This is a genomic window from Micromonospora sp. ATLC20 (assembly GCF_057196585.1).
On sequence record NZ_JBXUOV010000047.1, the window covers coordinates 25,092 to 37,542 of the forward strand.

At 73.8% G+C, this 12,451-nt stretch carries 12 protein-coding genes; 6 read left to right on the plus strand and 6 right to left on the minus strand.

The features are described from left to right. Nucleotides 1-49 precede the first annotated feature (49 nt). Entirely contained in the window at nucleotides 50-517 is a 468-nt protein-coding gene (locus AC2CHG_RS13100) for a cytidine deaminase family protein (protein WP_262012273.1), read from the plus strand. Nucleotides 518-552: 35 nt separating this feature from the next. On the opposite strand, the gene AC2CHG_RS13105 is transcribed toward AC2CHG_RS13100, so the two are convergent. Both AC2CHG_RS13105 and AC2CHG_RS13110 read right to left on the minus strand, forming a co-directional pair. Continuing rightward, nucleotides 553-912: a YciI family protein gene (locus AC2CHG_RS13105; RefSeq protein ID WP_013285335.1), complete on the minus strand. Its 360-nt coding sequence runs from the start codon at nucleotides 910-912 to the stop codon at nucleotides 553-555. 4 nt (nucleotides 913-916) lie between these two features. After that, a complete protein-coding gene (locus AC2CHG_RS13110; RefSeq protein ID WP_463839785.1) occupies nucleotides 917-1,849 on the minus strand; it encodes a MerR family transcriptional regulator in 933 nt (310 codons plus the stop codon). A gap of 106 nt (nucleotides 1,850-1,955) precedes the next feature. Between AC2CHG_RS13110 and AC2CHG_RS13115 the strand changes: the two genes are divergently transcribed. The 4 genes from AC2CHG_RS13115 (at nucleotide 1,956) to AC2CHG_RS13130 (ending at nucleotide 5,996) form a co-directional block, all read left to right on the plus strand. After that, on the plus strand, nucleotides 1,956-3,002 hold the full coding sequence (locus AC2CHG_RS13115; protein ID WP_262012276.1) for a FecCD family ABC transporter permease: 1,047 nt from the start codon (nucleotides 1,956-1,958) through the stop codon (nucleotides 3,000-3,002). A gap of 113 nt (nucleotides 3,003-3,115) precedes the next feature. Next, entirely contained in the window at nucleotides 3,116-4,150 is a 1,035-nt protein-coding gene (locus AC2CHG_RS13120) for a FecCD family ABC transporter permease (protein ID WP_484524827.1), read from the plus strand. Then, nucleotides 4,147-5,019 carry an ABC transporter ATP-binding protein gene (locus tag AC2CHG_RS13125; protein WP_484524828.1) on the plus strand — a complete coding sequence of 291 codons (873 nt, stop codon included), beginning with the start codon at nucleotides 4,147-4,149 and terminating at the stop codon, nucleotides 5,017-5,019. Before AC2CHG_RS13120 ends, AC2CHG_RS13125 begins: the two co-directional genes overlap by 4 nt. Nucleotides 5,020-5,051: 32 nt before the next feature. After that, nucleotides 5,052-5,996 (plus strand): ABC transporter substrate-binding protein, encoded by a 945-nt coding sequence (locus AC2CHG_RS13130; protein WP_262012279.1) that lies wholly within the window; start codon nucleotides 5,052-5,054, stop codon nucleotides 5,994-5,996. 54 nt (nucleotides 5,997-6,050) lie between these two features. On the opposite strand, the gene AC2CHG_RS13135 is transcribed toward AC2CHG_RS13130, so the two are convergent. From AC2CHG_RS13135 to trmB, 4 genes are all read right to left on the minus strand, one after another. Next, nucleotides 6,051-7,310: an Nramp family divalent metal transporter gene (locus AC2CHG_RS13135; RefSeq protein WP_484524829.1), complete on the minus strand. Its 1,260-nt coding sequence runs from the start codon at nucleotides 7,308-7,310 to the stop codon at nucleotides 6,051-6,053. Between the two features lie 378 nt (nucleotides 7,311-7,688). Continuing rightward, the gene (locus tag AC2CHG_RS13140) at nucleotides 7,689-8,336 is read right to left on the minus strand and encodes a hypothetical protein (protein ID WP_194800963.1); all 648 of its coding nucleotides are present in this window, start codon (nucleotides 8,334-8,336) and stop codon (nucleotides 7,689-7,691) included. A gap of 119 nt (nucleotides 8,337-8,455) precedes the next feature. Continuing rightward, a complete protein-coding gene (locus AC2CHG_RS13145) occupies nucleotides 8,456-10,960 on the minus strand; it encodes a DEAD/DEAH box helicase (RefSeq protein WP_484524830.1) in 2,505 nt (834 codons plus the stop codon). A gap of 61 nt (nucleotides 10,961-11,021) precedes the next feature. Next, nucleotides 11,022-11,648 (minus strand): tRNA (guanosine(46)-N7)-methyltransferase TrmB, encoded by a 627-nt coding sequence (gene trmB, locus AC2CHG_RS13150; protein ID WP_484524831.1) that lies wholly within the window; start codon nucleotides 11,646-11,648, stop codon nucleotides 11,022-11,024. Nucleotides 11,649-11,787: 139 nt separating this feature from the next. On the opposite strand from trmB, the gene AC2CHG_RS13155 reads away from it, so the two are divergent. Then, nucleotides 11,788-12,369 (plus strand): hypothetical protein, encoded by a 582-nt coding sequence (locus AC2CHG_RS13155; RefSeq protein ID WP_463839775.1) that lies wholly within the window; start codon nucleotides 11,788-11,790, stop codon nucleotides 12,367-12,369. Nucleotides 12,370-12,451 lie beyond the last annotated feature (82 nt).

Genomic DNA, 12,451 nt, shown 5'->3' on the forward strand with positions numbered 1-12,451 from the left:
TGCCGCCGACGAGGCCGACGGACGAGGCCGACGAGGGGCGGGGATGATCATGCGGGACACCGATCGGGCGCTCGTGCAGGCCGCCACCGCCGTGGCGAAGCTGCGCTGCCGCAGCGACAACCACACCGTCGCCGCCGCCGTACGCAGCACCGACGGCCGGGTGTTCAGCGGGGTGAACGTCTACCACTTCACCGGCGGCCCGTGCGCCGAGGTGGTGGCCCTCGGCGCCGCCGCGACCCAGGGCGCGGGCGAGCTGGAGGCCATCGTCGCGGTGGGGGACCGGGGCCGGGGGGTCATCCCGCCGTGCGGGCGCTGCCGCCAGGTGCTGCTCGACTACTTCCCGTCGATCAAGGTGATCGTCGGCCCGCCCGACGGGCTGCGCGCGGTCCCGATCGCCGACCTGCTGCCCGAGACGTACGTCTGGTCCGACCAGCAGGTCGAGGTGCCGGCCGGGCCGCGTGCCCCGCTGTGGCCGACCCCGGTGGTGCCGGGTGTCCGGCAGGCCGCGGAGGACTGACCGGCGCTCCGGTCCGGCGCGCTGAGCCGCGACGCTCAGTCGCCGGCGGCCGCCTCCAGCATCGAGCGGGGGACCGGCACCTGCTCGAAGCGGACCTGACCCTCCGGCACCATCCAGCTGCTGACCTGCGCGACGAGCCGGCCCGCGCGGACCGCCGGGTCGTTCGCGTACAGCTCGCGGGCCATCTGCGGGTCCACCGACAGCACCACGAAACCGCGGACGCGCCCGTCGTCGCCGTCGAGGAACGGGCCCGCCGCGAGCACCGCGCCCTGCTCCACCAGCCCGGCCTGGTGCGCCAGGTGGGCGTCCTGGATCCGGTCGAGGGCGTCCTGCGGCAGGTCCGGCGCGTCGTCCGGGCGGACCAGGAGCACCACCGTGTGCCTGTCGAATCGCATGCCCTCAGGCTAGGTGCTGCCGGGCGCGCAGTGCCCGGATCGACCAGTCCAGCACCGGCGCCAGGCTCTCGGCCGGCGGCCAGCCGTTGACCACGGCGAGCAGCTCCAGGTACCGCTCCCGGCGAGGGTCGCTCGCGCTCCGCAACCGGTCCAGCATCCGTCGGCGCAGGTCGGCGTCGTCCGGCCGGCCGCAGAGCCGTGCGTACCGGGCCGCCGCCCGGGCCAGGATCGGGTCGGCGCCGGGCGAGGCCGGCTCGACGCCGTCGGCGAGCGCCGGGGCCACCTCCTCCCGGACCACGGCGACCACGTCCCGGCGTACGCCCTCGGCGCCGTCCCGGTCCGCCGCGTGCTGCTCGGCCAGCCGGCGCAGCCCGGCCCGGAATCCCGGGTCCAGGGTCAGCTCGGCCAGCTCCACCCACGCCTCGATCTGACAGTCGTCCGGATCGTCCGGCAGCTCCGGCGTGAGCGACCGGCGGATGCCCGCGAACCCCGGATCGGTCAGGCCGCCGAACGCCGCGTCGAGGAACTCGTCGACCAGCCGCCGTCGTTCCCGCGCGGCCAGTCCGGCCAGCCGGTGCAGCAGGTCGGCCTCGGACGGGCCGGCCCCGCGCCGGGCGACCACTGTCAGCACCGCGCGGCGTGTCCGCAGCAGGCGGATCTGCGCGGTCAGCGCCTCCGCGTGCGCCGAGGCGACCTCGCCCAGGGTGACCTCCCGCGCCACCACCCGGCGCACTGTGGGCAGGTCCACGCCCAGCTCGCGCAACGTCCGTACCAGGTCGAGCCGGGCCACCGCGGCCGCGTCGTAGCGGCGGTGGCCGGCCGGTCCCCGGTCGGTGGGCGGCACGATGCCGCGGTCGGACCAGAACCGGATGGTCTTGACCGGCAGCCCGGTCCGCCGGGCCAGGTCACCGATCGAGTAGCGCTCCGCACCGTCCATGGCATCCACCATCGTGCCTCCCCCTGGTGGAGGCGCAACCCGCTTAGGTACGCCTTACCAGGTCAGCTAAGGTAAGGCGCACCTAATCGGAAGGCGAAACCCCCTCGTGACCACCGTCGCCGTCCGGCCCGCGCGGGCCGGGACTCCCGTCCGCCGCGGCACCGTCCGCCGCGTCGCGGTCACCGTGGCGGCGGCGCTCCTGCTCCTGCTGGCGCTGCTGGCCAGCCTCGCGCTCGGCAGCCGTCACCTCCCCGTCGACCAGGTGTGGCACGCGCTGGTGTCCCCGGACGGCGGCGACGCCACCACAGTGGTCCGGGAACTGCGGCTGCCGCGTACCGCCCTCGGGCTCGTCGTCGGTTTGGCGCTGGCGCTGGCCGGGGTGCTGTTCCAGGCGGTCACCCGCAACCCGCTGGCCGAGCCGCGCATCCTCGGCGTCAGCGCCGGCGCGTCGTTCGGCGTGGTGCTGGCCATCGCCGTGTTCGGGGTGGGCACGCTCGCCGGGTACGTCTGGTTCGGCATCGCCGGCGCGCTGCTCGCCGGGCTGCTCGTGTTCGCCATCGCCAACCGCACCCGCGAGGGCGCCAGCCCGGTCACCCTCGCGCTCGTCGGCGCGGCCCTCGACGCCGGTCTCGGCGCCATCGTGTACGCGCTGCTCAGCATCGACGCCCGCACGTTCGAGGAGTACCGCTTCTGGGTGGTCGGCGGGCTGACCGGCCGGGGCGTCGGCGTGGCCGGGCAGGTGCTGCCGTTCGTGGTGGCCGGGGTGCTGCTGGCCGCGCTCGCCGCCCGCGGCCTGGACGCGCTCGCCCTCGGCGACGACGTGGCCCGAGGGCTGGGGCACCGGGTCGCCCTGGTCCGGCTCGCCGCCGGGGCCGGTGGCGTGCTGCTCACCGGTGCGGCGGTGGCCGCCGCCGGGCCGATCGCCTTCGTCGGGCTGGCGGTGCCGCACCTGGCCCGGGCGCTCGTCGGCGCGGACCAGCGGTGGACACTGCTGGTCGCCGCGCTGCTCGGCCCGGCGCTGCTGCTCACCGCCGACGTGGCCGGCCGGCTCGTCGCCCCGCCCGGCGAGATCCCGGCCGGCATCATCACGGCCCTGCTCGGCGCCCCGCTCCTGGCCTTCCTGGTCCACCGAGCCAAGACGGTGACGACATGACCACCCCCACCCCCACCCCCACCCCCGGCTCCCGCGATCTTGCACTTGCTGCCCGGGCGGAAGGGGCATTCCGGGCACCCGAGGGGCCCGAAGTGCAAGATCAACGGCGAGGGGTGCGACGGCCGCGGGGGCGTGGAGTGCTGCGGGCCGGGGCGGTGGTGGTGCCGTTCCGGTGGCGGCCGGTTGTCGTGGCGGTGGTGCTGTTCGTGCTGCTGTGCGTCGCGGTGGTGGTCAGTCTGTCGCTGGGTACGCCGTACGTCGCCCCGGTGGACGTGGTGCGGTCGCTCTCCGGCGCGGGTACGCCGTACGACCTCGTGGTGCGCGACCTGCGACTGCCTCGCGCGGTCCTCGCGGCGGTGGCGGGTGCGGCCTTCGGCGTGGCCGGCACGCTGATCCAGAGTGTGGCCCGCAACCCGCTCGCCAGCCCCGACGTCATCGGTGTCACCCAGGGCGCCGGGCTGGCCGCGACGATCGCGCTGACCAGCGGCGCGGCGGCGGTGCTGGTGGCGCCGGCGGCGCTGCTTGGTGGCCTGGCCGCCGCGGTGGTGGTGTTCGCGCTCGGCGCCCGGCACGGCCTGGCGGCTCAACGGTTCGTGCTCGCCGGTGTGGCGGTAGCGTTCGCGTTCCGGGCGCTGATCGAGGTGGTCATGCTGACCGCCGATCCGATCGACGGGCTGCGCGCGCAGATCTGGCTCATCGGCACGCTCGCCGGCAAGGGGTGGAGCGAGGCGGCGTGGATCGCCGGCACGCTCGCCGTACTGCTGCCGGTGCTGCTCTGGGCCGGGTGGGCGCTGCGCAGCAGCGCGCTCGACGACGACACCGCGCGGGGGATCGGCCTGCGGCCGGTGGCCCGGCGCATGGGGCTGGCCGGCACCGGTGTGCTGGCCGCCGCCATGGCCACCGCCCAGGTCGGCGCCGTCGACTTCGTGGCGCTGGTGGCCCCGCAGGTGGCCCGGCGGCTGGTCCGCGCCGAGCGCCCGCCGCTGCTGTGCGCCGCGCTGCTGGGCGCGTTGCTGCTGGTCCTCGCCGACCTCGGCGCCCGCCGGCTGCTGGCGCCGACCCAACTGCCGGCCGGCGTACTGACCGCGGCGATCGGCGGGCCGTACCTGATCTTCGTGCTGCTGCGTACCCGAGGGAGGCGGTCGTGACCGCGCTGCTGTCCACCCGCGACCTGGTCGTCGGCTACGAGGGCCGCACCGTGCTGGACGGGCTCGACCTCGACCTGCCGGCCGACACGTTCACCGTGATCGTCGGCCCGAACGCCTGTGGCAAGTCGACGCTGCTGCGCACCATGGCCCGGCTGCTCACGCCCCGGCGCGGCGCGGTGCTGCTCGACGGCGCGGCGATCCGGGACCTGCCGACCCGGGACGTGGCCCGGCGGCTCGGCGTCCTGCCGCAGAGCCCGCTGGTGCCGGAGGGGATCACCGTGGCCGACCTGGTCGGGCGCGGCCGGCAGCCCTACCAGCGCTGGTGGCGGCAGTGGTCGGCCGAGGACGGGCGGGCGGTCGAGGAGGCCATGCGGCTTGCCGACGTCAGCGCGCTCGCCGACCGCCCGGTGGACACGCTCTCCGGCGGGCAGCGCCAGCGGGTGTGGATCGCCATGACGCTGGCCCAGGACACCGACGCGCTGCTGCTGGACGAGCCGACCACGTTCCTCGACCTGGCCCACCAGGTCGAGGTGCTGGACCTGCTGCACCGGCTGCGCGCCCAGCGGGGCCGGACCGTGGTGGCCGTGCTGCACGACCTCAACCAGGCGGCCCGGTACGCCGACCACCTGATCGCCATGCGCGACGGCGCGGTGGTGGCCGCCGGCGAGCCGCGCGAGATCCTCACCGCCGATCTGGTCCGCGACGTGTTCGGGCTGGACTGCGTGGTCGTGCCGTGCCCGGTCAGCGGCGCCCCGCTCGTGGTGCCGGCCCTCACCCAGGGCACTCCCACCCAGGCCCTCCACACACAGACCTCGGCCGCTCCGGCCGTCATGCCGGCCCCGGCCGGCGCCCCCGTCGGCGACGCCTGAGCGCGCCGACCCGCACCACCGAAAGGAACCTGATGCGTCGTCTCGCCGTCGCACTCACCGCCGCCCTCGCTCTCGGCGTCGGCCTCACCGCATGCGGGGAGAGCGACCCCGTCGCCGGCACCGGCACCGGGGAGACCCGGGAGATCACCCACGCCATGGGCACCACGAAGGTGCCCGCCGAGCCCAAGCGCGTGGTCGTGCTCGACACCGACAAGATCGACACCGCGCTGTCGCTGGGCGTCACCCCGGTCGGCGCGGCGACCGCCGGTGAGGCGAAGAGCTGGCCCACCTACTTCGGCGCGGACAAGCTCGCCGGCATCACCGAGGTCGGCGTGCTCACCGAGCCGGACCTGGAGGCGATCAACGCGCTCAACCCGGACCTGATCCTCGGCAGCAAGTTCCGCCAGGAGAAGTTCTACGACGAGCTGTCCAAGATCGCCCCGACCGTGTTCACCGAGAAGGTGGGCATCACCTGGAAGGAGAACTTCCTCCTCGACGGCACGGCACTGGGCAAGGAGCAGCAGGCCAAGGACCTGCTGGCCGAGTACGAGAAGCGGGCCAAGGACTTCGGCGCGAAGCTCGGCGACGCCTCGTCCCGCAAGGTCTCCATCGTGCGCTTCATGCCGACCGAGATCCGCCTGTACGGCCCTGATTCGTTCTCCGGCATCGTCGTCGGCGACACCGGCCTGGGCCGCCCGGAGCGGCAGATGCTCGCCGGCAAGGAGGACAAGCGGATGGACCGGGTCAGCCCGGAGCGCATCGCCGAGGCCGACGGCGACGTGGTGTTCGTGACCGCGTACGGCGAGAAGGCCGCCGCCGAGCAGGCGAAGGTCACCGGCGGCACGCTGTGGAAGGGCCTGTCCGCGGTCAAGGCCGGCAAGGCGCACGTGGTCTCCGACGAGATCTGGATGACCGGCATCGGCGTGGGCGCCGCCAACAAGATCCTGGACGACCTGGAGAAGTACCTGGCCGCCTGAGCCCTGATCACCCGCGCCCGTCCAGCCCACCGGCCGGACGGGCGCGGGTGTGTCTCAGGCCGCCAACTGCCAGAGCAGGAACGCGTTGAGCGCCACCACGAACGCGGTGATCGCCACCGCCGCGGCGGTGGTGGCCCGGCGGTTGACCAGGCTGCCCATCAGGTCCCGGCGGCGCGTGAACATCACCACCGGGATCAGCGCGAACGGGATGCCGAAGCTCAGCACCACCTGGGACAGCACCAGCGCGCGGGTCGGGTCGACGCCGATCGCGAGCACCGCCAGCGCGGGCAGCAGCGTGATCATCCGGCGAACCAGCAGCGGGATCCGGCGGCGCAGGAAGCCCTGCATGATGATCTCGCCGGCGTACGTGCCGACGCTCGTGGAGGCGAGCCCGGACAGGAGCAGGGCGACCGCGAAGCCGACCGCCGCCGCCGTGCCGAGCGTGGCGGCGAGCCCGGTGTGCACGCCTTCGAGGGTGTCGGTGCCGGGGATCGACGTGCCGTGGAAGCTGCTCGCGGCGACCAGCAGCATGGCCAGGTTGACCGCGCCGGCGATGCCCAGCGCGATCAGCACGTCGATCCGCAGGCCCTTGGCGATCACCCGCCGCTGCGTCTCGCCCTCGGCGGGCAGGCGGTTCGGGGTCAGCGCCGAGTGCACGTAGATGACGTGCGGCATCACCGTCGCGCCGAGGATGCCGGCGGCGAGCAGCATGCTGTCGGTGCCCTGCATCCGGGGCAGCAGTCCGGCCGCGGCGTCGGACACGTCCGGTTGCGCGCTGACCAGGTTGACCGCGAACGCCAGCACGATCACGCCGAGCAGCACGGCGATGGCGACCTCGAACGTCCGGAAGCCCCTGGCGCGCAGCGCCAGGACGGCGAACGAGGCGGCGCCGATGATCAGGCCGCCGGGGAGCAGCGGGACGCCGAACAGCAGGTACAGCGCGACCGCCCCGCCGATCACCTCGGCCAGGTCGGTGGCCATGGCGACCAGTTCGGCCTGCGCCCACATGACCCGGTTGAGCGGCCGGGGCAGGTGCTCCCGGCACAGCTCGGGCAGGCTGCGCCCGGTGGCCAGGCCGAGCTTCGCGGTGAGCGTCTGCACCAGCATGGCGGCCAGGTTCGCCGCCACCACCACCCAGACCAGCAGGTACCCGTACCGGGCCCCGGCCGTGGAGTTGGTGGCGAAGTTGCCGGGGTCGACGTAGGCGACCGCCGCCACGAACGCGGGCCCGAGCAGGATGAGACGACCGCGGACCGGGCGCGGGGCGCGGGCGGTCCGTAGCGGGGGTACGACAGGCGAGTCGTTCGTTACCACTGGTGCTCCTCGACGGACGACGGGCGGCGGAACGGGACGACGGACGGCGGGGACGAGGCGGAGTCAGGCGGGTTCGTGCCGAGCCGCCGCCGGGTTGCGCTCCAGCGCGTCCGCGAACGGGACCAGCGCGACGAGGTCATGGAGTCCCCGGCCATGCCGGGGTGTTCCCGACTATTACCCACATATGCCTCTAACCTGAGCCTGGAGAAGAAAGCGCACATCAGGGGCGGTGCCGCCCGGGCGGTGACGACCGCCGCCCTGCTGCGGCGGCACCTCCGGCCCGACCGGTCGCCCCGAGCGCAGCACGCCGAACGGCCGTCCCGGGAGCGGGACGGCCGTTCGGTGGGGGGCGGCGGTGAGCCGGAGCGGATCGCTCGGTCAGGCGGCGGTGGACCAGATGGCCCGGAAGGCGGCCGCCTCACCGGCGAGCCACTGCTCGATCTGCTCGGGCTTGACGTCGGCGGGCATCCGGTGCGCCTCGCCGCGCCGTACGTCGACCAGGACCGGCTCGGCGTGCGGCAGCACCGCGTCCATGTGCCGGGCCATCAGGTGCAGCGTGGCGAGGGTGGCCTCCTCACTCGGCGGCGCCTCGTCGAAGTGCAGCCGGATCGCCTCGGCCCGGCCGTCGGCGTACCGGACGCCGAACTGTGGGTTGATCTTCACGGGCAGGTCACCCAGCATCGCGAGGGCGTCGCGGGTCTGGGCCAGGTCGACGCCGGCCGGCTCGCCGAGCGAGTGCAGCCAGCGGGTCGCGCCCGGCACGAGCGCCTCGTAGAGCGGGCGCCAGCGCGGCTTGACCAGGTCGGCGACCTGCGCGAGGTGGGTGCCGCCGGTGTGGAAGGCGACGTCGGCCTTGAGCGCCTTGACGAACTGGCCGTGCGGGTTGAAGCCGTGCCGGCTGGCCCGCTGCCGGCGCAGGCCGCCGACGAAGGTGGCCTTCGTGGGGCCGGTGCGGTCGACGTACCGGGTGAATCCGAGGAGGGTGGCGTAGGGGGTGACAGGGGTCGCGGAGGTGGGCGCAGTCACGAGCATCCTCCCAGGTCAGCAGCTCGATTAGTACATACATTCTAATCGACGGGTCTGACATCGCCCAGGGCACGAAAAGGGCCGCCCGGACATCCCGGGCGGCCCTTTTTCGCGTAGTCCTAGAGCTGGCCGACGTCGGTGATCCGGACCGCCGCCGCGCCGGTCTCGTCCGAGGCGGCCAGGTCGATCTCGGCGCTGATGCCCCAGTCGTGGTCGCCGTCCGGGTCGTCCAGGATCTGCCGTACGGTCCACTTCTCGCGGCCCTGCTCGATCATCAGCAGCGCCGGCCCGCGCGCGTCCGGCCCCACCCCGATCGAGTCGTACGTCTCGAAGTACGGCTCCAGCGCGTCGGCCCAGGCGTCGGCGTTCCAGCCGTCGCCCGCGTCCAGCTCGCCGAGCAGGTCCCAGCGCCGCAGCGCGGCCAGCTCGACGCGGCGGAACATCGCGTTGCGCACCAGCACCCGGAACGCCCGCGCGTTGCGCGTCACCGCCGGCGGCCGGTCGTCCAGCGAGGCGGCCACCTCGGCCACGTCCGACGGGTTGCGCAGCCGCTCCCACTCGTCGATCAGGCTGGAGTCGACCTGGCGGACCAGCTCGCCCAGCCACTCGATGAGGTCGACCAGTTCCTCGGTCTTCGCGTCCTCGGGGACGGTCTGCCGCAGCGTCTTGTACGCGTCGGCGAGGTAGCGCAGTACCAGTCCCTCGGAGCGGGACAGCCCGTAGAACTGGACGTACTCGGGGAACGTCATCGCCCGCTCGTACATGTCGCGGACCACCGACTTGGGGGAGAGCTGGTGGTCGGCGACCCACGGATGGCCCTGCCGGTACATCTCGTACGCGGAGTCCAGCAGCTCGGCGAGCGGCTTGGGCCAGGTCACGTCGTCGAGCAGTTCGAGGCGTGCCTCGTACTCGATGCCCTCCGCCTTCATCGCGGCGACCGCCTCGCCACGGGCCTTGAACTGCTGCGCGGACAGCACCTGGCGCGGGTCGTCGAGGATCGACTCGATCACGCTGAGCACGTCGAGCGGGTACGACGGCGACTCCCGGTCGAGCAGTTCGACTGTGGCCAGCGCCAGCGGTGACAGCGGCTGGTTGAGCGCGAAGTCGAGCTGGAGGTCGACGGTGAGGCGTACCCGGCGGCCGGTCTCGTCCGGCTCCGGCAGCTCCTCGACCACGCCGCCGGCGCGCAGCGCGCGGTAGATGGCGATGGCCCGGCGGATGTGCCGGCGCTGCGCGGCCGGGTCCTCGTGGTTGTCGGTGAGCAGGTGCCGCATCGAGGCGAACGCGTCGCCGGGACGGCCGATCACGTTGAGCAGCATCGAGTGGCTGACCTGGAAGCTGGAGGTGAGCGGCTCCGGCTCGGCCTCGACCAGGCGCTGGAACGTCGGCTCGCCCCAGCCGATCGAGCCCTCCGGCGGCTTCTTCTTCACCACCTTGCGGCGCTTCTTCGGGTCGTCGCCGGCCTTCGCGAGCGCCTTCTCGTTCTCGATCACGTGCTCGGGGGCCTGCACCACGACCCGGCCCAGCGTGTCGAACCCGGCCCGCCCGGCCCGGCCGGCGATCTGGTGGAACTCGCGGGCCTTGAGCAGCCGGGTCCGGGTGCCGTCGTACTTGCTCAGGCCGGTGAACAGCACGGTACGGATCGGCACGTTGATGCCGACACCGAGCGTGTCGGTACCGCAGATGACCTTGAGCAGGCCGGCCTGGGCGAGCGTCTCGACCAGGCGGCGGTACTTCGGGAGCATGCCCGCATGGTGCACGCCGATGCCGTGGCGGACCAGCCGGGACAGCGTCTTGCCGAAGCCGGAGGTGAACCGGAAGTTGCCGATCGCCTGGGCGATCATGTCCTTCTCGGCACGGGTGCAGACGTTCACGCTCATCAGCGCCTGGGCGCGTTCCAGCGCGGCGGCCTGGGTGAAGTGCACGACGTACACCGGGGCCTGCTTGGTCTCCAGCAGCTCCTCCAGGGTCTCGTGCAGCGGCGTGGTCGCGTACGAGAAGAGGAGCGGGACCGGCCGCTCGGCCGAGCGGACGACGGCGGTCGGCCGCCCGGTGCGCCGGCTCAGGTCGTCGACGAAGCGGGTGGTGTCGCCGAGCGTGGCCGACATCAGCACGAACTGGGCCTGCGGCAGCTCGATCAGCGGCACCTGCCACGCCCAGCCGCGGTCCGGCTCGGCGTAGAAGTGGAACTCGTCCATGATCACCTGGCCGACGTCGGCGCGGCGGCCCTCGCGCAGCGCCAGGTTGGCCAGGATCTCCGCGGTGCAGCAGATGATCGGCGCGTCCGCGTTGACGCTGGCGTCGCCGGTGAGCATGCCGACGTTCTCCGCGCCGAAGACCTCGCACAGCGCGAAGAACTTCTCCGAGACCAGCGCCTTGATCGGCGCGGTGTAGAAGGTCGTCCGGTCGTCCGCCAGCGCCGCGAAGTGCGCCGCGATCGCCACCAGGCTCTTGCCCGAGCCGGTCGGCGTATTCATGATCACGTTCGCGCCGGAGACGATCTCGATGACCGCCTCCTCCTGATGGGGATAGAGGTCCAGGCCGCGCTCGGACGCCCAGGAGGCGAACGCGTCGTAGAGGGTGTCGGGATCGGCGGTCTTCGGCAGCGCGGCGGTGAGAGTCATGGCGGCTCCCATCGTGCCTGGATCACACCCGGCCGCGCCAACCGGGTTCAGCGCACCGGCTTCAGCGCCGCCGGTGGATCAGGTCGAAGACCTCCCGGCCGGCGGTCAGCGCGCGGCGTTCGAACTTCGTCACCGGCCGGTGCGCCGGGCGGGGCGCGTAGCCGCCGTACACGTGGACCAGCTCCGGGTCGGCGGTGAGCGTCTCGCGCATCGACTCGGCGTACTCGGCCCAGTCGGTCGCGCAGTGCAGCGTGCCGCCCGGCGCCAGCCGGGACCGCAGCAGCGCCACGTGCGCCGGCGCGATGATCCGCCGCTTGTGGTGCCGGGTCTTCGGCCACGGGTCGGGGAAGAAGACGTGCACCGCGTCCAGGCAGCCCTCCGGCATGGCGCGGACCAGGTCCAGCGCGTCGCCCTCGGCCACCCGTACGTTGTCCAGACCGTGGCGTTCCACCAGGTCGAGCAGGTTGGCGATTCCCGGCGTATGGACCTCGACCGCCAGATAGTGTCGGTCCCGGTCGGCCGCCGCCATGGCGGCGGTGGCGTCGCCCATGCCGGAGCCGATCTCCAGTACCAGCGGCGCCCGTCGTCCGAACAGCGTCGTCGGATCGCACGGCCCGTCGAGGGCGGCGATCTCCAGGCCGTACGCGGGCCAGAGCCGGGTGAGCGCGTCGCGCTGCCGCTCGCTCATCCGTCCGCGACGCGGATGGAAGGTGCGGATGCGGCCGGCGGTGATGTCGGGGAGGGTCACAGCGACCCGAGCCTAGCCCGGATCGGATGTGATGTGCGCCCAGGGGTGAGAGGATTCATCCCGTACGCCGGGAGGGGTCATGGGGTCGTTCAGGGTACGTAGGGCGCTGCTGGTCGCGGCCGCCGCGTGCGCCGCCCCGCTGGCCGGCGCGCTGCCCGCCCAGGCCGCGCCGCGCGCCGCCGAACCGGTGCCGGAACAGCCCCCGGCCGACGTGATCTTCGTGGAGGTCACCCCGGGCACCGTCTCGCCCGGCTACCTCGTCGGCATCCGGGCGAGCTGCCGGAACAACACCGTGCCGGCGATCGTCACCTCGGACGCGTTCGGCAGGGTCCAGGTGCAGCCGCAGCGCGGCCTGCTCACCGCCTCGCCGATGGTCCACGAGCGCACCCGGCCCGGCAACTACCGGGTCAAGCTGGAGTGCCCGGGCGGGGAGACCGCCTCCACCATGCTCCAGGTGGTCAAGCAGGGGCAGCCCACCCGGCAGCCGACCCACCCGCCCAGCCACCTGCCCAGCCGCGGCCCGGCGACCGGTTTCGGCGGCACCGCCGGCCCCGGGCTCGGTGGCCTGCTGGTGCCGGTCGGGCTGGCGGTGACAGTGGTCGGCGCCGGGCTCGGCGTGGCCGCGTCCCGCCGGCAGGCCCGCGGCGCCGCCGGACGCTGAGGCCGGTCATGGCCGAGCACTTCGTTCCGCCGCCCGCCGGATCCCGGCGCTCCGGCCGGCCGTTCCTCGCCCTGCCTCCGCC

Excerpts from the sequence above, each read along its gene's own strand:
- AC2CHG_RS13110 (WP_463839785.1), bottom strand. The coding sequence starts at position 1,849 with ATGGACGGTGCGGAGCGCTACTCGATCGGTGACCTGGCCCGGCGGACC.
- trmB (WP_484524831.1), bottom strand. The coding sequence starts at position 11,648 with ATGAGCGAGCGGCAGCGCGACGCGCTCACCCGGCTCTGGCCCGCGTAC.
- AC2CHG_RS13100 (WP_262012273.1), top strand. The coding sequence starts at position 50 with ATGCGGGACACCGATCGGGCGCTCGTGCAGGCCGCCACCGCCGTGGCG.
- AC2CHG_RS13130 (WP_262012279.1), top strand. The coding sequence starts at position 5,052 with ATGCGTCGTCTCGCCGTCGCACTCACCGCCGCCCTCGCTCTCGGCGTC.
- AC2CHG_RS13145 (WP_484524830.1), bottom strand. The coding sequence starts at position 10,960 with ATGACTCTCACCGCCGCGCTGCCGAAGACCGCCGATCCCGACACCCTC.
- AC2CHG_RS13155 (WP_463839775.1), top strand. The coding sequence starts at position 11,788 with ATGGGGTCGTTCAGGGTACGTAGGGCGCTGCTGGTCGCGGCCGCCGCG.
- AC2CHG_RS13105 (WP_013285335.1), bottom strand. The coding sequence starts at position 912 with ATGCGATTCGACAGGCACACGGTGGTGCTCCTGGTCCGCCCGGACGAC.